20 protein-coding genes are annotated in these 18,738 nt (G+C 59.8%); 9 read left to right on the forward strand and 11 right to left on the reverse strand.

What is annotated here, in order from left to right; all coding sequences use genetic code 11:
- Positions 1–88 precede the first annotated feature (88 nt).
- Together AD669_RS10080 and AD669_RS10085 are read left to right on the forward strand one after the other, a co-directional pair.
- On the forward strand, positions 89–1,201 hold the full coding sequence (locus tag AD669_RS10080) for a succinylglutamate desuccinylase/aspartoacylase family protein (protein ID WP_053119249.1): 1,113 nt from the start codon (positions 89–91) through the stop codon (positions 1,199–1,201).
- 182 nt (positions 1,202–1,383) lie between these two features.
- The gene (locus AD669_RS10085; protein WP_053119251.1) at positions 1,384–2,100 is read left to right on the forward strand and encodes an alpha/beta hydrolase; all 717 of its coding nucleotides are present in this window, start codon (positions 1,384–1,386) and stop codon (positions 2,098–2,100) included.
- Here AD669_RS10085 and AD669_RS10090 read toward each other — a convergent pair.
- Positions 2,090–2,653 carry a hypothetical protein gene (locus AD669_RS10090; protein WP_053119253.1) on the reverse strand — a complete coding sequence of 188 codons (564 nt, stop codon included), beginning with the start codon at positions 2,651–2,653 and terminating at the stop codon, positions 2,090–2,092. The genes AD669_RS10085 and AD669_RS10090 overlap by 11 nt on opposite strands.
- A gap of 213 nt (positions 2,654–2,866) precedes the next feature.
- Positions 2,867–3,649, reverse strand: coding sequence for a hypothetical protein (locus tag AD669_RS10095; protein ID WP_053119255.1), 783 nt, complete (start codon positions 3,647–3,649; stop codon positions 2,867–2,869).
- 147 nt (positions 3,650–3,796) lie between these two features.
- On the opposite strand from AD669_RS10095, the gene AD669_RS10100 reads away from it, so the two are divergent.
- Together AD669_RS10100 and AD669_RS10105 are read left to right on the forward strand one after the other, a co-directional pair.
- Positions 3,797–4,333, forward strand: a complete 537-nt coding sequence (locus AD669_RS10100; RefSeq protein WP_053119257.1) for a chalcone isomerase family protein — start codon at positions 3,797–3,799, stop codon at positions 4,331–4,333.
- A gap of 104 nt (positions 4,334–4,437) precedes the next feature.
- Positions 4,438–5,757, forward strand: a complete 1,320-nt coding sequence (locus tag AD669_RS10105; RefSeq protein WP_053119259.1) for an Nramp family divalent metal transporter — start codon at positions 4,438–4,440, stop codon at positions 5,755–5,757.
- 226 nt (positions 5,758–5,983) lie between these two features.
- Here the strand turns inward: AD669_RS10105 and AD669_RS10110 are convergent, their stop codons facing one another.
- The 3 genes from AD669_RS10110 to AD669_RS10120 are packed head-to-tail and all read right to left on the reverse strand — an operon-like array spanning position 5,984 to position 8,565.
- On the reverse strand, positions 5,984–7,165 hold the full coding sequence (locus tag AD669_RS10110) for an acetyl-CoA C-acetyltransferase (RefSeq protein ID WP_053119261.1): 1,182 nt from the start codon (positions 7,163–7,165) through the stop codon (positions 5,984–5,986).
- Between the two features lie 11 nt (positions 7,166–7,176).
- Positions 7,177–7,842: a CoA transferase subunit B gene (locus AD669_RS10115; RefSeq protein WP_008082425.1), complete on the reverse strand. Its 666-nt coding sequence runs from the start codon at positions 7,840–7,842 to the stop codon at positions 7,177–7,179.
- A 24-nt stretch (positions 7,843–7,866) separates the two neighbouring features.
- Positions 7,867–8,565 carry a CoA transferase subunit A gene (locus AD669_RS10120; protein WP_053119263.1) on the reverse strand — a complete coding sequence of 233 codons (699 nt, stop codon included), beginning with the start codon at positions 8,563–8,565 and terminating at the stop codon, positions 7,867–7,869.
- Between the two features lie 292 nt (positions 8,566–8,857).
- Here AD669_RS10120 and AD669_RS10125 point away from each other — a divergent pair, with 292 nt between their 5' ends.
- A complete protein-coding gene (locus AD669_RS10125) occupies positions 8,858–9,739 on the forward strand; it encodes a LysR family transcriptional regulator (RefSeq protein ID WP_053119265.1) in 882 nt (293 codons plus the stop codon).
- Positions 9,740–9,843: 104 nt separating this feature from the next.
- Here AD669_RS10125 and AD669_RS10130 read toward each other — a convergent pair whose 3' ends face one another.
- The 3 genes from AD669_RS10130 to AD669_RS10140 all read right to left on the reverse strand — a co-directional run bounded on the left by AD669_RS10130 (position 9,844) and on the right by AD669_RS10140 (position 12,504).
- Positions 9,844–10,686 carry an NAD-dependent protein deacetylase gene (locus AD669_RS10130; RefSeq protein ID WP_053119268.1) on the reverse strand — a complete coding sequence of 281 codons (843 nt, stop codon included), beginning with the start codon at positions 10,684–10,686 and terminating at the stop codon, positions 9,844–9,846.
- A 60-nt stretch (positions 10,687–10,746) separates the two neighbouring features.
- Positions 10,747–11,793: a class I SAM-dependent methyltransferase gene (locus AD669_RS10135; RefSeq protein WP_053119269.1), complete on the reverse strand. Its 1,047-nt coding sequence runs from the start codon at positions 11,791–11,793 to the stop codon at positions 10,747–10,749.
- Positions 11,794–12,042: 249 nt separating this feature from the next.
- Positions 12,043–12,504 (reverse strand): GNAT family N-acetyltransferase, encoded by a 462-nt coding sequence (locus AD669_RS10140; RefSeq protein ID WP_053119271.1) that lies wholly within the window; start codon positions 12,502–12,504, stop codon positions 12,043–12,045.
- A gap of 240 nt (positions 12,505–12,744) precedes the next feature.
- Here AD669_RS10140 and AD669_RS10145 point away from each other — a divergent pair, with 240 nt between their 5' ends.
- Entirely contained in the window at positions 12,745–13,557 is an 813-nt protein-coding gene (locus tag AD669_RS10145) for a class I SAM-dependent methyltransferase (RefSeq protein WP_053119273.1), read from the forward strand.
- A gap of 117 nt (positions 13,558–13,674) precedes the next feature.
- On the opposite strand, the gene pcsA is transcribed toward AD669_RS10145, so the two are convergent.
- Entirely contained in the window at positions 13,675–14,397 is a 723-nt protein-coding gene (gene pcsA, locus AD669_RS10150) for a phosphatidylcholine synthase (RefSeq protein ID WP_053119275.1), read from the reverse strand.
- Positions 14,398–14,657: 260 nt separating this feature from the next.
- Here pcsA and AD669_RS10155 point away from each other — a divergent pair, with 260 nt between their 5' ends.
- Positions 14,658–15,437 carry a tellurite resistance TerB family protein gene (locus tag AD669_RS10155; RefSeq protein ID WP_053119277.1) on the forward strand — a complete coding sequence of 260 codons (780 nt, stop codon included), beginning with the start codon at positions 14,658–14,660 and terminating at the stop codon, positions 15,435–15,437.
- An 83-nt stretch (positions 15,438–15,520) separates the two neighbouring features.
- Here the strand turns inward: AD669_RS10155 and AD669_RS28080 are convergent, their stop codons facing one another.
- Positions 15,521–15,979, reverse strand: a complete 459-nt coding sequence (locus AD669_RS28080; RefSeq protein ID WP_082341420.1) for a transposase — start codon at positions 15,977–15,979, stop codon at positions 15,521–15,523.
- A gap of 140 nt (positions 15,980–16,119) precedes the next feature.
- Positions 16,120–16,311 (reverse strand): hypothetical protein, encoded by a 192-nt coding sequence (locus AD669_RS28440; protein ID WP_156316136.1) that lies wholly within the window; start codon positions 16,309–16,311, stop codon positions 16,120–16,122.
- A 68-nt stretch (positions 16,312–16,379) separates the two neighbouring features.
- Between AD669_RS28440 and AD669_RS10160 the strand changes: the two genes are divergently transcribed.
- Both AD669_RS10160 and AD669_RS10165 read left to right on the forward strand, forming a co-directional pair.
- Positions 16,380–17,756, forward strand: a complete 1,377-nt coding sequence (locus AD669_RS10160) for an iron-containing redox enzyme family protein (protein ID WP_053119279.1) — start codon at positions 16,380–16,382, stop codon at positions 17,754–17,756.
- A gap of 11 nt (positions 17,757–17,767) precedes the next feature.
- Positions 17,768–18,721, forward strand: a complete 954-nt coding sequence (locus AD669_RS10165; protein WP_053119281.1) for a class I SAM-dependent methyltransferase — start codon at positions 17,768–17,770, stop codon at positions 18,719–18,721.
- Positions 18,722–18,738: the final 17 nt, after the last annotated feature.

Genomic DNA, 18,738 nt, shown 5'->3' on the forward strand with positions numbered 1-18,738 from the left:
GGCTGCGATCTTTTGATCTTGTTTTTGAGTGTCAAGATCAAAAGATCGCAGCCTGCGGCAGCTCCTACAGAAACATCGGAGTTTTCCTATGCAACGCATCGATCATGTTCTGCCCTGGAGCCACTTGGGCAGCGAGCGCTCCCTCAGCGTGTTTCGCTACGGCGCCGGCACTCGCAAGGTGTACATCCAGGCCAGCCTGCACGCCGATGAACTGCCGGGCATGCGCACCGCGTGGGAACTCAAGCAACGTCTCAACCAACTTGAGCAAGAAGGTCGACTGCAAGGCGTGATCGAACTGGTGCCGGTGGCCAACCCGATCGGGCTCGACCAGCACCTGCAAGGCGCGCACATGGGCCGCTTCGAGCTGGGCAGCGGCAAGAATTTCAACCGCGCGTTCGTTGAACTGAGCGCGCCGGTCGCGGCGATGATCGGCGAGCGTCTTGGCGCCAATGCCGAGGCCAACGTCGCGCTGATCCGTCAGACGATGTTCCAAGTGTTAGATGAGCTGCCAGCCCCGACTTCGCAATTGGAAGCGATGCATCGCTTGCTGCTGCGTCATGCTTGCGATGCGGATATTACCCTCGATCTACACTGCGATTTCGACGCGGCGATTCACCTTTATGCGTTGCCGCAACACTGGCCGCAGTGGCAATCGCTGGCCGCACGGTTGAAGGCGGGCGTGGCGTTGTTGTGTGAGGACTCGGGCGGCAGTTCGTTTGACGAATCCTGTTCGACGCCGTGGTTGCGTTTGGCGCGGGCCTTCCCGGATGCGGCGATTCCCGCTGCGAACCTCGCGACCACGCTGGAGCTGGGCAGCATGGGCGACACCCGCGTCGATCAGGCCCAAGCCAATTGCGAGGCGATTCTGGGTTTCCTTGCCGAGCAGGGTTTCATCAGCGGCGAATGGCCGGCCGCACCGAGCGAGTGCTGCGAAGGCTTGCCGTTTGAAGGCACCGAATACCTGTTCGCGCCGCATCACGGTGTGGTGAGTTTCCTGCGCAATGCGGGTGAATGGGTGGAGAAGGGCGATGCGCTGTTTGAGGTGGTGGATCCGTTGCAGGATCGCGTGACCACCGTGCGCGCCGGCACCAGTGGCGTGTTGTTTGCGATGGATCGCGGGCGTTATACGGAGCCTGGGATCTGGCAGGCGAAAGTGGCGGGGCGGGTAGCGTTTCGTACCGGGAAATTGACTAACGACTGAAAATTTTCGCGGAATTTTCCGGCCTCTTCGCGGGCAAGCCTTGCTCCCACAAGACCTACGCCGAACTTGTAGGAGCAAGGCTTGCCCGCGAAGGCGCCATCAACAACACCACTGAATTTCGATCCCTCACCGAGGAATGTTAGGCTCACCCCCGAACCCGACACTCTGTGAAGGAAGGCTCTATGTTGAAGGCGTTTGCTCTGTTGACCCTGCTGGCGTCCACCGCCGTTCAGGCTCAAACCTCGCTGCAATCCGATCTGCCGCTCAAGTACATCGAACAGGTTCACGCCGACGCCGAGTCGCGTCCGCTGGTGATTTTCCTGCACGGTTACGGCAGTAACGAAGCCGATTTGATCGGCATGAAGTTCCAATTGCCAGCGCAGTACAACTACCTGTCAGTGCAGGCTCCGTTGTCGTTGGGCGAAGGACGTTATCAATGGTTTCGCAAGAAAGGCGAAGGTGCCTACAACGGCGAGACCGATGATCTGAAGGTCAGCGGCCAGAAACTGCGGGATTTTGTCGCGCAAGCGGCGAAGAAATATCACACCACCCCGGACAAGGTGTACCTGATAGGTTTCAGTCAGGGCGCGATGATGACCTACGAAGTGGGCTTGCGACCGCCGGCAGCTGTTGGCGGTATCGCGGCGTTGAGCGGACGCTTGTTGCCGGTGTTAAAAACCGAGCTGAAGGCCGAACAACAACCGCTGCCGCTGAGTATCTTCATCGGCCACGGTACCGCCGATGATCGTGTGCCGTATCACGACGGCGCCGAAGCCAATTCCCTGCTGCAGAAGCTCGATTACAAACCGCAATTCAATGCCTATCCCGGCGTTGGCCACAGCATCAGTGCGGCCGAACTGCGGGATCTGAACGGCTGGTTGCAGCAGCTCAATCCTTGAGGATGGTCTTGATCAGCTTGTCGTGGCCGGCCTTGTCGCTGACCCGGGAAATCACCTGAACCAGCGCCATGTGCGTGCCGGAGCCGGCCATCAACGTGGTGTTGAGGGTCTGGCCGCCGCCCTGAGTGGCGGTGCTGTCGACCTGGCGCAGGCCAAGGCCGGTGCCTTTCTGCGTCAGACTTTTCTCGCTGAGCTTGTTGAAGTCCGGCAGCGCCTTACGCTGAGCGTCGATGAAGTCCGACACGGTGCCGTCGAGGAACGCGCTGTCGTTGTCCTTGACGTTATTGCCTTCGGGAATCAGGTTTTCGGCGGCGATGACCACGGTTTTCGTCGTCTGGTTGGTGTACATCGTGCCCTTGGCGCCCGTCGGGCTGGTCGGCAATGGGTCGGCCACGAAGCCTTTGGGCAGGACGAAGGTGAACTTGCCGTCGAGCATCGAGACTTTCTCGGCGCTGGCGGTTTCTTTGGCCTTGGCCGCTTGAGCGTTGATGGCGCCGAGGCCGGCGACTGCCGCGAGTAAAAGGACAACGGCTTTTTTGCTCAACAGTGACATTCGAATCTCCAAGGGATGGTCGCGCTTAGGCGGGCGATCATCCCATGCAGAGGCCTGGCACTCCAGCCCGGCTCGTCTGAACCGGCCTCCTGAGGTCGGGTATGCACCTTGTGGCGAGGGGATTTATCCCCGCTGGCGTGCGCAGCGCGCCCATCTTTTTTACGACTGTTGCGCAGCCGAACGGGGATAAATCCCCTCACCACAGGGACAGTTTCAACTTTGAGGTTGGGGCGTTTTAGAGGGAGGAGGTTTTGCCAGCAGCTTGCGGGTAACGCCAAGCATCGCCACTGAAACCGCCACCCCAACCGCAAACCCACTCAAGCCCATGCTCGGCAACGTCAGCGCCGACACCAGACAAAACGCCGAAAACGAATACATCCCCGTCGCCGTCGCGCGCAGCAATGCCGCTGTAAACGCCGGCCCGCGCGTCTGCTGGGAAAATACCGCCATCACACTGCCAAGCACCGGGAACACCGCGAGCAAACCGCTCCAGCGTTCACCGACGGTGCTGGCAAGCATCGTCACCACCAGCGTCAACGCCGCGCCGGCAATCATCCGCCAGATCAACTTGTCTGACTTCGGTGCCGTACCCTTCAGCACTGGTTGCACGTCAGGAAACAAATAAGGCGAGGCGAGCAGGGCAACCGCCGCCGCCACCACCGAAAACGGCAGCGACGGTGGAATCAGCGACAGCACCAGCGCCAACACAGCCCAGACCGTCATCGATATCGCCAGCGCCCATGGCCAGTTCGCCCGTTGCGCGACCTGCGCATAGGTAATGCAGAAAGCGATCATCGCGAACATCGCCGACAACGCCGCCACCGCCGAATGCGCGGCAAATTGCGGCCCCTGTTCGATGGCGATGAAAAACAGAATCGGCCCGACCACCACCGGCAACCCCGACAGCCACCCGGCCACGCTCGGCCCCCAGCGCTTGCCCGCCAAAGAAATCAGCAAGAGAAAACCGGGAATCAGCAGCAGTTTGAGGATCAGCACGCAGGTGGCTCCGTCGAGTGAGAGACGCTCACGTTAGCATCGACGAACGCGGATTGCTGCATCGTTGTACAAAAATTGTATACAAAGTGCTTGAGCGGATAGCCGACTATGCTCTGGTTATCAGGGCTTGCCGGAGTCGATGCCGCGATGAACAGGACACCGAAGGTGTTACGTGGATGCTGCGGCATAGGCTTGTGGGCCTTGTTGCTCACGCCGACCTGGGCCAATTGGCAGGACGCCGTGCCCGGTGCGCAAATCATCGGCACCGGTGATTTCAGTGTGTTCGGTTTCGATGTCTACAACGCGCGATTGTGGAGTGCCGCGCGACCGCTGGCGGAAGGTCAGCCCTTCGCGCTCGAGCTGATTTACCGCCGCACCATTTCTCGCGATGATCTGGTCAAGGCCAGTGTCGACGAAATCAAACGCCTCGGAGGGCCCAGCGTCAGCCCTGCACAGCTGGCCGGTTGGCAGATTCAGATGCAGCAATCCTTCGTCGATGTGCAGGCCGGTACGCGGATCACTGGTGTGTACTTGCCGGGGCAGGGCGCGCGGTTTTTTGTCGGGCAACAGTTGCAGCATGAGATCGATGATCCGCAGTTCGCCCGGGCGTTTTTCGACATCTGGCTGGATCCGCGCACACGCAGTCCCGAATTGCGCGAGCAGTTGTTGGGCATGAGTCGATGAAGATCAAAAGATCGCACCTGTAGGAGCTGCCGAAGGCTGCGATCTTCTGATCTTCAACGTGAACGTCTAAGCTGCGTCTTTCCGACTTGTTTCTGGATGTGTGCGTGAAATTCAGTGTGCCCAAAATCGCCACCGCGCCGTTTTGCCCGCCGGAAGTGGCCGGCAGTGTCGCGGTCGACCCCAACGCCCCCTTCTTCAAACGCGTACTGCGTTTCGCCGGCCCCGGTCTATTGGTGTCGATCGGCTACATGGATCCGGGCAACTGGGCGACTGCGATCGAAGCCGGTTCGCGCTTCGGCTACAGCCTGTTGTTCGTGGTGTTGCTGGCGAGTCTGGCGGGCATGGTCGTGCAATGCCTGTGTTCGCGCCTCGGCATCGCCACCGGCCGCGATCTGGCGCAACTGTCGCGCGAACGCTACAGCACGCCGACCGCACGCTTGCAGTGGGTGTTGGCGGAAATCTCGATAATCGCCACCGACCTCGCCGAAGTACTTGGCTGTGCGTTGGCGTTTCACCTGCTGCTCGGTTGTTCGCTGACCTTCGGCATCGCCCTGACCGCGTTCGACACGCTGCTGGTGCTGGCCCTGCAGAACCGTGGATTTCGCCGACTGGAAGCGATCATGTTGGTGCTGGTCGCGACCATTGGCGTGTGTTTCTTCGTTGAGCTGGTGCTGATCAAACCGTACTGGCCTGACGTTTTCCAAGGCTTCAAACCGTCGCTGTCGGCGATCAGTGATGCAGCGCCGCTGTACCTGGCGATCGGCATACTCGGCGCGACAGTGATGCCGCATAACCTCTACCTGCACACCTCGATCGTGCAGACGCGGATGATCGGCAAGGATCTAGTGAGCAAGCAGGACGCGGTGAAACTGGCGCGCATCGACACCATCGGTTCGCTGGCGCTGGCGTTGCTGGTCAATGCGGCGATTCTGATTCTCGCGGCAGCGGCGTTTCACCAGTCCGGGCATACCGACGTAGTCGACATTCAGGACGCCTATCACTTGCTCGACCCGCTGGTCGGTGGCGCGCTGGCCAGCGTGTTATTCGGCGTGGCGTTGCTGGCGTCCGGGCAGAGTTCGACCTTCACCGGCACCATCGCCGGGCAGGTGATCATGGAGGGTTATCTCAATCTGCGGATTCCGTGCTGGCAGCGGCGCTTGATCACGCGCGGGCTGGCGCTGATTCCGGCGTTTATCGGCGTGTGGTTGATGGGCGATAACGCAGTGGGGAAATTGTTGGTGATGAGTCAGGTGGTGCTGAGTTTGCAGCTGCCGTTTGCGCTGTATCCGCTGATTCGCATGACCAATGACAAACAGCTGATGGGGCCGTTTGTGAATCGGTGGCCGACAAGGGTGTTGGCGTGGGGGTTGTTTGCGGTGATCAGTGGGGCGAATGCCTGGTTGATTCTGCAGTTGGCTGGCTGAATTTTTGTAGTGTTTGGGCTGGCCTCATCGCGGGCAAGCCTTGCTCCTACATTGGATGTGTGAACCCGATCCTGTAGGAGCCGAGCTTGCTCGCGAAGGGGCCGTAACATTCAGAGCAGATTTCGAACAGACAAAAAAAGACCCGGTGCAACCGAAGCTGCACCGGGTTTTTGTTGCCAGCAACCAACGGATGTCGTGGATCCGCCGCCTGCCGTTGAACTCTTGCTTACACGCGTTCCAGCGCCAGCGCCACGCCTTGACCGCCGCCAATGCACAAGGTCGCCAGACCCTTCTTCGCATCACGCTTGATCATTTCATGCAGCAGCGTCACCAGCACGCGGCAGCCCGATGCGCCGATCGGGTGGCCCAGCGCAATGGCGCCGCCGTTGACGTTGACCTTGCTCAGATCCCATTGCAGATCCTTGGCCACCGCCAGCGATTGTGCAGCGAAGGCTTCGTTGGCCTCAATCAGGTCGAGCTGGTCGATGTTCCAGCCAGCCTTGTCCAGGCAGCGGCGAGTCGCCGATACCGGGCCGATGCCCATGATCGCCGGGTCAACGCCGGCGTTGGCGTAAGCGGCGATTTTCGCCAGCACCGGCAAACCGAGGGCTTTGGCTTTTTCCGCGCTCATCAGGATCACAGCGGCAGCACCGTCGTTCAGCGACGAAGCGTTGCCGGCGGTGACACTGCCGTCCTTTTTGAACGCCGGACGCAGTTTCGCCAGCGATTCAGCGGTGGTGTCGCCGCGTGGCTGCTCGTCGACCTTGAACGCGACCGGATCGCCTTTGCGCTGTGGAATCAGGATCGGCGTGATTTCATCGACAAAGCGACCGGCCTCAATGGCGGCGGCAGCTTTCTGCTGGGACGCGGCAGCAAAGGCGTCTTGCTGCTCGCGGCTGATTTCGTATTTGTCGACGAGGTTCTCGGCAGTGATGCCCATGTGGTAATCGTTGAACGCATCCCACAGACCATCGCTGATCATGGTGTCGACGATTTGCGCGTGGCCCATGCGCAGACCGGTGCGGGCGCCCGGCATTACATAGTTGGACAGGCTCATGTTTTCCTGGCCGCCGGCGATGATCACGTCCGCGTCGCCGCAACGGATTGCCTGCGCGCCCAAATGCAGCGCCTTGAGGCCCGAACCGCAGACTTTGTTCAGGGTCAGCGCCGGTACCGCGTGCGGCAGGCCAGCCTTGATCGCCGACTGACGCGCGGGGTTTTGACCTGCGCCGGCGGTCAACACCTGGCCCATGATCACTTCATCAACTTGGGCACCGTCCAGACCGGTTTGTTCGAGCAACTGGCGGATCACCGCCGCGCCCAGATCCACCGCAGAAACGCTGGCCAGGGCACCCTGGAAACTGCCGATCGCGGTACGCGTGGCGGCAACAATGACGACGTCTTGCATTTTCGAATTCCTCACTCGGCAGCGAACTGCATTTCCGGTACGTGATCCGGGACGATCAGTTTACCAGCGGTTTTGGCGACGATTTCCTCGACGCTGACGCCAGGTGCGCGTTCCTTGAGGACAAAAGCGCCATTTTCGATTTCCAGGTAGGCAAGGTCGGTCAGCACACGCTTGATGCAACCAGCGCCGGTCAGCGGCAGGCTGCATTTGGACAGCAGCTTGGACTCACCATCTTTCGATGCGTGGGTCATGATCACGATGATGTTGTCGGCGCCCGCCACCAGATCCATCGCGCCGCCCATGCCCTTGACCAGTTTGCCGGGGATCATCCACGAAGCGATGTTGCCTTCAACGTCGACTTCGAACGCGCCGAGCACGGTCAGGTCGACGTGGCCACCGCGGATCATCGCGAAGGATTCGGCGGAGTTGAAAATCGACGCGCCGATGCGTGCCGTCACGGTCTGTTTGCCGGCGTTGATCATGTCGGCATCGATGGTTTCTTCAGTCGGAAACGGGCCCATGCCGAGCAGGCCGTTTTCCGATTGCAGCATGACTTCCATGCCTTCAGGAATGTAGTTGGCGACCAGGGTCGGAATGCCGATGCCGAGGTTCACGTAGAAGCCGTCCTGCATTTCGCGGGCGACGCGCTGAGCCATTTGTTCGCGGGAAAGTGCCATGTTTTTATTCTCCGTCAGCCTGAATTATTTGCGGATGGTGCGCTGTTCGATACGTTTTTCGAACGTGCCGCAAATGACCCGATCGACGTAGATGCCCGGGGTGTGAATCTGCGTCGGATCCAGCTCGCCGGGTTCGACGATTTCTTCGACTTCGACCACGGTGATTTTGCCGGCGGTGGCGGCCAGCGGGTTGAAGTTCTGCGCGGTGTGACGGTAAACGACGTTACCGAAATGGTCGGCTTTCCAGCCTTTGACGATGGCGAAGTCGCCGGTGATGGATTCTTCCATCAGGTACTTGCGACCCTTGAATTCACGCACTTCCTTGCCATCGGCAACTGGAGTGCCGACGCCGGTGGCGGTGAAGAAGGCCGGAATGCCGGCGCCGCCCGCGCGCATTTTTTCAGCGAGGGTGCCTTGCGGGGTCAGGATGACTTCGATTTCGCCTTTGAGCAGTTGCTCTTCGAACAGCTTGTTTTCGCCGACGTAGGAAGCGATGACTTTGCTGATCTGGCGATCGGTGAGCAGCACGCCGAGGCCGAAACCGTCGACGCCGCAGTTGTTGGAAACGACGGTGAGGTCGCGGGTGCCCTTGCGTTTGATCTCGGCGATCAGGTTTTCCGGAATGCCGCACAGACCAAAGCCGCCGGCGATGACGGTCATGCCGTCCTCAAGCCCGGCCAGGGCTTCCTCGTAAGAACTCACGCGCTTGTCGAAACCTGCCATATGCACCTCTTTTATTATTTGCGGGCGGCTGGCTAGCCGAATGGTTGGAGTGTCGCGCTGGGGGATATATTTGTTAAGTTGATTTTTAAGGTTGATTGATTGATAAAGCTCAATAATCACCGAAATCACCGAAATCACCGAAATCACCGAAATCACCGAAATCACCGAAATCGATGAATACCTGTAGGAGCTGCCGAAGGCTGCGATCTTTTGATCTTAAAAAATCAACGTCAAAAGATCGCAGCCTGCGGCAGCTCCTACATGACCGGGTTTCATGCTCAGAGGTTTTATTATGACCATTAAGCAGATCCGCGCCTTTCTCGCCGTGGCGCAAAGCCTCAGTTTCGCCGTGGCCTGCGAGCGGCTGCACCTGTCGCAATCGGCGTTGAGCCTGACCATCAAAGCTTTGGAAGAAGGTTTGGGCGGGCGCCTGTTCAGCCGCAACACGCGCAACGTCGCGCTGACCCCCGAAGGTGAATCGCTGCTGCCATTAGCGCGACGGCTGATCGCCGATTGGGACAACGCCGAAGACGAAATGCGCCAGCGCTTCAGCCTGCAACGCGGGCGCGTGACGCTGGCGGCGATGCCGTCGTTTGCCGGCAACTTGCTGCCGCCGATCCTCAAGACGTTTCGTGCGCGCTATCCGAACGTCAACGTCACGGTCAACGACGTGATCAACGAGCAAGTGCTGGAAATGGTGCGCGATCGTCAGGTCGAGTTGGGCGTGGCGTTCGAGCCGATGCAGAACACCTCGATGACCTTCACGCCGCTGTATATGGATCGCTTCGTCGCCGTGGTGCCGAAGGATTCGCCGCTGGCCGGGCGTACCGAGATCGATTGGCAGACATTGTTGCAGGAGCCGTTCATTACCTTGCAACGACCCTCGACAGTGCGGGTGATGCTTGAAGAACACTTGCAAGCGCGCGGTATGAAGTTGCCGGTGGAGTTTGAGAGCCATCAACTGGCGACGGTGGGGCGCATGGTCGCCAGTGGGTTGGGGGTGAGCGCGGTGCCGGCGTTGTGTGCCGAGCAAATGCAGGAACTGGGCGCGCATTGTTTGACGTTGATTGATTCGGTTGAGCGGGCGATTGGCGTGCTGACGGAACCGGGGAATGAACGCTCGGCGGCGGCGCAGGCGTTGTTCGATATTCTCCAGCAGGAAAACTATGCCTGAAACGCATCCCGTGTAGGAGCTGCCGAAGGCTGCGATCTTTTGATCCTTGAAGCCAAAATCAAAAGATCGCAGCCTTCGGCAGCTCCTACAGGGGAAATGCGGTGTCAGGGCGTCAGGTGTTGCGTCAGCAGGGGCAAAATCTGTTCGCAAGACGCTTCGATTTTTAGATCGAGCAAATCATCCGCCCGCGTTTTGCCCAGATTAATCGCAATCAACGGTTTACCCCGATCCGCGATCACCCGGCACAAGCGAAACGCTGAATACGCCATCAACGACGACCCCACCACCAACAAACCCGCAGCACTTTCCGCTGCGGCCATCGCCCGTGCCGCCGTATGGGCCGCGACGTTTTCGCCGAAAAACACCACATCCGGTTTCAGCCGTTCGCTGTCGCAATGCGGGCAGCGCGGCGATTGAAAGCGTGCTTCGAACGCCGGGTCGAGCAGGGTATCGCCATCGGGTGCCTGCACCGCATCGACGCCGGCCAGGTACGGGTTCTGCGCTTCCATCACCTGCTGAATGGCGTCGCGCTCGCTGCGTTGGGCGCAATCCAGACACAAAACGCGGTGCAGGCTGCCGTGCAGTTCGATGACATCGTGACTGCCGGCCTGATCGTGCAGGGTGTCGACGTTTTGCGTGATCAGTCCGCTGATTCGCCCGTGGCTCTGCAACGTGGCCAAGGCCTCATGCGCAGGATTCGGCCGCGCCTGGCGTACTCGCGGCCAACCCAACATCGCCCGCGCCCAGTAGCGGCGGCGTGACTCCGGGGCGGCGAGGAATTCCTGATACATCATCGGCTGCCGACCCCGGCGCACGCCGTCGCTGTCGCGGTAATCGGGGATGCCCGAAGGCGTGCTGATGCCGGCGCCGGTCAGTACCAGAAAATCGCCATCGGCCATCGCCTGTTGCAGCGTGTCGAGGTGTTCGCGGGTCGGGCTGTCGAGCATGGCAAGCGCTCCGAAGGCTGGAGGATGACATGCAGGTTAGCACTGACTTTTCTGGCCGGGTTATTTACGCGCCTCCAGTATCAGGTTGAACGGTGTTTGTGTGGCGCGGCGAAAATGCTTGAATCCTGCCTCGGTAAATACTTTGCGCAAACGCAATTCCCCAGCCTGCGCACCGAGACCCAAACCCACCTCCTGCGACAACGAATTCGGCGTGCAAATAAACGTCGACGCCGCGTAAAACAACCGCCCGACCGGGTTGATGTTGTCGTCCAGCGTATCGTTGGCGAATGGCTCGACCAGCAGCACCGTGCCGTCATCTTTCAACGAATCGTAGGCATGCCGCGCAGCACCGACCGGGTCGCCCATGTCGTGCAGGCAGTCGAAATAGCAGATCAGGTCATAGTCATCGCCCGGATAACTTTTCGCGGTGCCCTGAAAAAACGTCGCCCGACTGCTCACGCCACCTTCTTCAGCGCGCTGAGTAGCGACGGTAATCGACGGTGCGTGATAGTCGAAACCGACAAAACGTGAATTGGGAAACGCCTGCGCCATGATCACCGTCGAGGCGCCGTGTCCGCAGCCGACATCAGCAACTTTGGCGCCGGCCTCCAGTTTTGCGACCACGCCGTCCAGCGCCGGCAGCCATTCGGCGATCAAGTGGCCTTTATAGCCGGGCCGAAAGAAGCGCTCGGTGCCGGTGAACATGCACGGATGGTGATCGCCCCAGGGCAGGGCGCCGTTGCCGCGCATGGCTTTGACCAGTTTGTCTTTGTCGTGGAAAAACGATGCCACCACGCCCAGTCCGCCGGCGACGTATACCGGCGAATCCTCCACGGCCAGCGCCAGTGCCTGTTCTTCCGGCAAGCGGAATTGGCCGTCGAGGTGCTCCATGTAGCCGGACGCCGCGTGGGCGCTGAGCCATTCGCGCACCAGACGTGGGTTGCAGGTGGTTTTTGCGGCGAGGGCTTCGGGGCTGATTGGTTGGCTGTCGGCCATCGCCCGGTACAGCCCGAGCTCTTCGCCGACGATGACATTGGCCAGCATCGCCGCGCCGCCCATGTCGTTGACCAGTTTGCCCATGAAGTCGTTGAGTCGGGCCTCGTCCATTGTGTGTGCTCCTGAAACAGGATCACAGTCCGGCGGCGTTGACGGTCGAGGCATGCGCCACCGGGCGGTGGTCGGGGATTCGGGCAGGGCGTTCGCTGCGCCCTGCGGCCCCCTCGACTGGGTATAAATGAGTGTAGGAGCTGTCGAGTGAAACGAGGCTGCGATCTTTTGATTTTGATGCTGATTTTTAAGATCAAAAGATCGCAGCCTCGTTTCACTCGTCAGCTCCTACAGGGGAATGGGTGTGTATTAGAGGTCGCGGGCCATCAGCGCGTGTTCACTGTCCCACGCGCGGAAGCGTTCCATCACTTGCCAGCCGCGTTTGGCGTAGTAGTCCTGCTTGGATTGCGTGTGCAGGTAAAAGCGCGCAAACCCGCAGTCCTTCGCCTCCTGACAAATCCCGTCAATCAAACGCTCCGCCAAGCCTTGCCCGCGCGCCTCGGGGCTGACGAACACGCAGGCCAGCCACGGGCCAAGGTCCGGCCGATGCGCCAGATCATCCCGGGCCAATGCCGCGCCGCCGACCAGCCGTTCGCCGTCCAGAGCAATCAGGCACGACCATTCACCGTTGCTTTGCCCTTGAGCAAATTCACGCTGCCAATCGGCCAAGGGCTGATGCGCATATTCGTAATGAAATTGCTGATGAATCCATTCGGCATAGCGATCGCTGTGTTGCATGTGATGCGCGAGCCAATCGATTTGCAGTGACATCGGTCGAGTCCGTTCCAGAGGCGGTCGTGCATCAAAAACCAATCCACCGCCGCTGGCAATCCCGAGGCTGTTGCAGCGGCTTTACAGATTTCCACCATTCATCGGCAAAGCAGCGGTTTTGACGGGTTGCCGGACGATTGGCCGGGACGCCAGGCAGACGCGGCGCGATAGTGATTGAGCGGGGTCACTGCCGGCCCGGTTACCCATGTCCATAACAAGAACGCAGCGGAGCTCGAATTCATGACTGCACCGATTGATCTGACTGCCTTGAAAGAACGCCAGAAGGTCGCCTGGGCCAGTGGCGACTACGCCGTGATCGGCACCACCCTGCAAATCGTCGGGGAAAACCTCGCCGAAGCCTGTGATCTGCGTTGCGATGAAGAGGTGCTGGACGTCGCGGCCGGCAACGGCAATGCCACGCTGGCGGCGGCGCGGCGTGGCGCATTGGTGACGTCCACCGATTACGTCGCAGCGCTGCTGGAACGTGGACAGGATCGGGCGCGCGCCGAACATCTCGACGTGACTTTTCAAGTCGCTGATGCTGAGGATCTGCCGTTCGAAGATGAGAGTTACGACGCGGTGCTGTCGACGTTCGGCGTGATGTTTGCTCCGGATCAGGACAAAGCGGCCGCTGAGCTGGGTCGGGTCTGTCGCCGAGGTGGACGGATCGGCCTGGCCAACTGGACGCCGGAAGGTTTCGTCGGCCAGATGTTCAAAACCCTCGGCCGGCATCTGCCGCCCCCGGCGATCGCCCAGCCACCGTCGAACTGGGGCACGGAAGCGTGGCTGCATGAGCATTTCGATGATCATGATTTTGTCGTGCAGGTAACACGCCGCGAGTTCAATTTCCGCTATCGCTCGGCGGCGCACTTTATCGATATCTTCCGCCATTGGTACGGGCCGGTGCATAAAGCGTTCGCCGCGCTGCCCCCGGAGAGTGGGCAGGCACTGGAAAGTGATCTGGCGGATTTGCTCAATCGCTTGAATCGAGCCGGGGAGGGTTCGTTGGTGGTGCCGAGTGAGTATCTGGAGGTGGTGATCAGCAAACGCTAGTGGAGATCCCCTGTAGGAGTGAGCCTGCTCGCGATAGCGGTCTGTCTATGAAACATGTATCGGCTGATAGACCGCTATCGCGAGCAGGCTCACTTCTACAATGAGATTGTGGTGGGCCTACTTTTGATGCGCCCGATCAAACCATTCCAGCGCCGTGCGCCAGATGCAGATCCCCAGAAAATACGCCGACATCAGCAACCACAACCCCATCACCAACGGGTTGATCACCGGGTGATTGAGCACCAGCGACAAGCTGCACAGCAGCCAGATCGCCGTCACCGCAATGTTGATCGGCATAAACCGGCGCACACGGAACGGATGCAAAAACTTCATCCGAGTCACCGTCAACAGCGCCAGCCCGATCACCGTCAAAAACGTGATCCAAGGCCCAGGGCCGATGATGTACAAACACAGCGCCACCACATTCCACGCTGCCGGAAACCCGACAAAGTAGTTGTCCTTGCTCTTCATATTGACGTTGCAAAAGCAGAACAGTGACGACACCAGAATCAGCGACACAGTCAGCAGCAGGGTGTAATCCGGCAGCGGAATGTAGCGATAGATGAACAGCGCCGGGATAAACACGTAGGTCAGGTAATCGATCACCAGATCGAGGATCGAACCGTCGAAACTCGGCAGCACCGATTGCACATTAACCTTGCGCGCGAGGGCGCCGTCGAGGCCGTCGACGATAAGCGCCACGCCCAGCCACATCAGGCAATGGGTCGGCTGATTTTCCAACAGGGCGAGGGTGGCAAGGAAAGCAGTGACCACGCCGGTCGCGGTAAAACCATGGGCGCCCCATGCTTTGAGCCTGGCGATGTGTACGGTCGATATCACGGGGGCGTTCTCCAGAAAGTGAAGCAAGCCGGGTATCACCCTTGAGTGGCAAGGGCGCCGGCAAACCGGGTCGGGGTTGCAGCTATCGACCGGTCTGGCCGGGATAAGGTTCACCACCCTTGAATCTTAGCTGGCCGATGGAAAAATTCCCGGGGCAAACCGGCGAGGGCCTTGAGTGTCGGCCAAACGGTGCTGGCGCAATGGCTGCAGGGGTCTAGAGTTGCCAGACGCAGTCACTGCCAATGTCTGAGGATGACGCCATGAACACCACTGATTTACTCGAACAACTGCTGCGAGGCCAGGCCTCGGCGGGACAACAAAGTAACGCCTCGGCCGGTGGCGGTCTGGGCGGGCTCGGGGGCTTGCTGGGTGGTCTGCTTGGTGGCGGCTCGGGCGCGGCCAGCGGCGGCGGGTCTGCCGGTGGTCTAGGCGGACTGGGCGGTTTGCTCGGTGGACTGCTCGGTGGTGGTGCGGCTGGCGGTGGTGGGTTGGGCGGCGCCTTGGGTGGCGCGCTGGGCGGCGGTGGCGGCACGCAAAGTCGTTCCGGCGGTGGCACCAATTATGCGGCACTGGCGTCGCTGGGGATGATGGCGTTTCAGGCGTATCAAGCTTGGCAACGCAGCCAGGCCAGCACGGCGCCACAACAGATTCCACAAACGGCCAACCTGCTCGCGGGCCCGGACGTCGAAAAACACAGCCACGCAGTGCTGCGCGCCTTGATCGCAGCGGCCAAGGCCGACGGGCGCATCGATGAATCGGAAAAACACCTGATCAGCGCAGAAATCGGCAAGCACACCGACGATCCACAATTGCAGCAATGGCTCGACGCCGAAGTCGCCAAACCGCTGGACGCCAGTGAAGTTGCGCAGTCGGCAAACGGTGACCCCGCCATCGCCGCCGAAATGTATCTGTCCAGCGTGTTGCTGGTGGATGACCAGCAGGATGCCGAACGCAGCTATCTGGATGAACTGGCAGCAGCGTTGCAGATCGATCCGGATTTGCAGGTGCATCTCGAGCAGCAGGCCAAAGGGCAGGCGTAAGCCAACGTCAAAAGATCGCAGCACATTGGGTGTATTTGTCCCTGTAGGAGCTGCCGAAGGCTGCGATCTTTTGATCTGGATTTTCAAACCCAAACCGCATCCCACAACGGATAACCCCCCAACCGCGCAACCAACCCGGCCCGCAAAGGGTTCACCACGATATACCGCGCAGCCGCTTTCAAATCCTCATCCCGCCGCAATGCCCGATCGTAATACCCACGCTGCCACAGCCGCCCCTGACTGCCCCGTCTGAGATTGATCGAACGACAACTCCGCGATTTGACGCGGCACATCAGTTGCGCCAATGAACCTTGTTTAAGCTCAACCAGCCAATGCAAGTGATCCGGCATGACGACCCATGCCAGTGATTGAACCGATCCTGATTCTTCTGCCAAGCGTAATTGTTCAACCAACAACCGTCCGAATGAAAAATCGGCAAAAACCGGCCGACGCTGATCAACCACCACCGTCAACAGATAAACCTGCCCTGACTCCGAATACCGCCCCTTCCTCAATCCACATCCTTTTGCCGCAACAGGCATTCCTTTTTGCCCTCCAAAAATCATCGTCTTTGAACCCTAGCCATCCCTCGCCCAAACGCGAATCCAACCCGTTGCACGATGTAACCCCATTACACGATGTCGCCCATGTAGGAGCTGCCGAAGGCTGCGATCTTTTGATCTTAAAAAACAAAATCAAAAGATCGCAGCCTTCGGCAGCTCCTACAGATAATTTCGGCAATTTCGGCAATTTCGGCAATTTCAGCGATTTCAGCAGTTTCAGTGGTTTCAGGTGTCGCAGGAGATTCATTGGCTGCAAACGCTTCGAAAGGGCCGTCCGTCCGGGCAATTTTCACGTCGATTGAATTTTTCACAGGCGCGACGCCTCTGCTGCTGTAGAGGCGCGTGAACAGCGTCCTGCCAATCGACCGAGAAAACTGCCATGACTGTCCTGACACGCCTGCATTCCACGCCTGCCCAGCCGCAGGCGATCAATCCTGCCGGGAATATCCGCTGCATTTATGACGCGTTGCTCAAGGATGAAAATCCGCAGGCGTTGGCGCAGTCATTCCTGCACGAGCAACTGCAAAACGCCGGGCAACTTCCGGATACCCTGCCGCAAGACCCGACGACGTGGCACGCCTGGGTGGCCGAACATTGCACCGATGTCGCGCAGCAATACGCCGAATATCTGCAACAACGCAAGGCCGGTGGGGCTCGGCAATTCTTCACCTGCAAGGCGCAGGCGCTGTACTTTCTGCAAGCAGTGGCGCCGACCAAACTGGTCGACGGCGCGTGGCTGTATGGCTTGCTGGCGCAGTGGCAGGATCCGCGTTTCGCCGGTTTGCTCACCACCTATCTGGAAGAACTCGGCGACGGCAACCCCGCGCAAAACCATGTGGTGATCTACCGCAAACTCCTTGCCGAACACGACTTGCAGGACAGCGCCGCAATCGCCGATGAACACTACCTGCAAGGCGCGTTGCAACTGGCGCTTGGCATCGCCGGTGTCGATTGCTTGCCAGAAGTGATCGGCTACAACCTGGGTTACGAGCAGCTGCCATTGCACCTGCTGATCACTAGTTACGAACTCAGCGAACTGGGCATCGATCCCTACTATTTCACCCTGCACGTGACCATCGACAATGCCAGCACCGGCCATGCGCAAAAAGCCGTGCAGGCGGTGCTCGACCTGTTGCCACTGGAGGCTGATCGCGCTGATTTTCTGCGTCGTGTATCGCTCGGTTATCGCCTTAATGATCTGGGGCAGGGCAGTCGCGCAATCATCGAAGGCTTCGACCTTGAGCGTGAATTGTTGGCGATGCTTGAGCGCAAGCGGCCGTTCGGCCAGCACATGCATTCCGACTACTGCCGCTTTGAAGGCCAGACCGTCAATCAATGGCTGTCGACACCTGAGCAATTGCCCGGCTTCATGCAAGCGCTGCAGGACAAAGGCTGGATCAAACGCAACGAAGACCCACAGAACAGCCGCTTTTGGCAACTGATCGCGGGTGACGGTGCGGCGATGTTCGGCGTGTTCAACGCCTATGAAAAACAACTGGTGCATGACTGGATTGCCGGCGATTGGAAATCTTCGGAAAAGCCGAAAGTCGCTCGGCGCCGGCCTCAAACGGCGGCATCGATCGCGGTGCCCGAGCAGGATCCCGATGTGCAGCAATTGAACGCGGCGTTGCAAGGTCAGGACGGTCTCACGCAAATCGCGACGCTGATTCCGTGGCTCGCCCCGGATCGCCATGCACACCCGGCCGGGTTGCTCGCCACCCGACGATTCATCGAACTCAAATCACGCCAGCCGTAAGGAAATTTTCAATGAGTCAGGAAGAACAATTCAGCAGCCATGATCTGGCGCTGCTGCAACTGGGCCGGCGCCTTCAGGCCGATGGCTACCGTTTCATCACCCCGACGCCGCTGACGCATCAGCGCGTCAATCAGCGCGACGAAGGGCAAATGGCTGACAGCCTGCGTGATGTGTTTGGCTGGTCGCGGCCGTTCGAACCCGGTTTGCTCTCCGCCGACGAACAGCGCCAGTTACAGGAGGCGCAAGTCATCGACACCTACGAAGGCCAGCTGAAAAGTCGCGTGCGCTGGTCGAGCCTGGATGATCTGTTGTTCGTGCATTCGGCGTTCCCGACCGACGCGGCGGACTCGGTGTTCTTCGGCCCCGACACCTACCGTTTCGCCCAGATGATCCACGCTCATCTGCAACAGAACTTCGCCCCGATCCATCGCGCGGTCGACATCGGTTGTGGCGCGGGCGTCGGTGCGATCGTGATCGCCCGAGCCCGTCGCGAGGCGCAAGTCCTGGCGCTGGACATCAACCCCGCCGCGCTGCGCCTGACTGCAATTAACGCGGCGCTGGCAGAAGTCGCCAACGTTGAAGTTCACGCCAGTGATCTGTTGCAAGGCGTCGACGGCGAGTTCGATCTGATCGTCGCCAACCCGCCGTACATGGCGGATCCGGCGGAGCGCGCCTATCGCCACGGTGGCGGAACACTCGGCGCGGGACTCTCGCTGCGCATCGTCGAGCAGGCACTCAATCGGCTGGCTCCCGGTGGTTCGCTGCTGCTCTATACCGGCGTGGCGATGGTCGATGGCCGTGATCCGTTTCTTGACACGGTGCTGCCGCGACTCGATGAAAAACGCTTCGCCTGGACGTACTGTGAAATCGATCCGGATGTATTCGGCGAAGAGCTGCTGAACCCTGGATATCAACGGGTCGACCGGATCGCCGTGGTGGCGTTGACCGTCACCCGAATGGGCTGAAATCAGGCAGGTGCACG

The organism is Pseudomonas sp. P1.31 (genome assembly GCF_001269815.1).
GTDB lineage: Bacteria > Pseudomonadota > Gammaproteobacteria > Pseudomonadales > Pseudomonadaceae > Aquipseudomonas > Aquipseudomonas rustica.

Coding starts and splice junctions, on each gene's coding strand:
- AD669_RS28080 (WP_082341420.1), bottom strand. CDS start 15,979: ATGCCTGTTGCGGCAAAAGGATGTGGATTGAGGAAGGGGCGGTATTCG.
- AD669_RS10125 (WP_053119265.1), top strand. CDS start 8,858: ATGACCATTAAGCAGATCCGCGCCTTTCTCGCCGTGGCGCAAAGCCTC.
- AD669_RS10165 (WP_053119281.1), top strand. CDS start 17,768: ATGAGTCAGGAAGAACAATTCAGCAGCCATGATCTGGCGCTGCTGCAA.
- AD669_RS10090 (WP_053119253.1), bottom strand. CDS start 2,653: ATGTCACTGTTGAGCAAAAAAGCCGTTGTCCTTTTACTCGCGGCAGTC.
- AD669_RS10120 (WP_053119263.1), bottom strand. CDS start 8,565: ATGGCAGGTTTCGACAAGCGCGTGAGTTCTTACGAGGAAGCCCTGGCC.
- AD669_RS10140 (WP_053119271.1), bottom strand. CDS start 12,504: ATGTCACTGCAAATCGATTGGCTCGCGCATCACATGCAACACAGCGAT.
- AD669_RS10155 (WP_053119277.1), top strand. CDS start 14,658: ATGAACACCACTGATTTACTCGAACAACTGCTGCGAGGCCAGGCCTCG.
- AD669_RS10100 (WP_053119257.1), top strand. CDS start 3,797: ATGAACAGGACACCGAAGGTGTTACGTGGATGCTGCGGCATAGGCTTG.
- AD669_RS10130 (WP_053119268.1), bottom strand. CDS start 10,686: ATGCTCGACAGCCCGACCCGCGAACACCTCGACACGCTGCAACAGGCG.
- AD669_RS10145 (WP_053119273.1), top strand. CDS start 12,745: ATGACTGCACCGATTGATCTGACTGCCTTGAAAGAACGCCAGAAGGTC.
- AD669_RS10085 (WP_053119251.1), top strand. CDS start 1,384: ATGTTGAAGGCGTTTGCTCTGTTGACCCTGCTGGCGTCCACCGCCGTT.
- AD669_RS10080 (WP_053119249.1), top strand. CDS start 89: ATGCAACGCATCGATCATGTTCTGCCCTGGAGCCACTTGGGCAGCGAG.
- AD669_RS10160 (WP_053119279.1), top strand. CDS start 16,380: ATGACTGTCCTGACACGCCTGCATTCCACGCCTGCCCAGCCGCAGGCG.
- AD669_RS10115 (WP_008082425.1), bottom strand. CDS start 7,842: ATGGCACTTTCCCGCGAACAAATGGCTCAGCGCGTCGCCCGCGAAATG.
- AD669_RS10135 (WP_053119269.1), bottom strand. CDS start 11,793: ATGGACGAGGCCCGACTCAACGACTTCATGGGCAAACTGGTCAACGAC.
- AD669_RS10110 (WP_053119261.1), bottom strand. CDS start 7,165: ATGCAAGACGTCGTCATTGTTGCCGCCACGCGTACCGCGATCGGCAGT.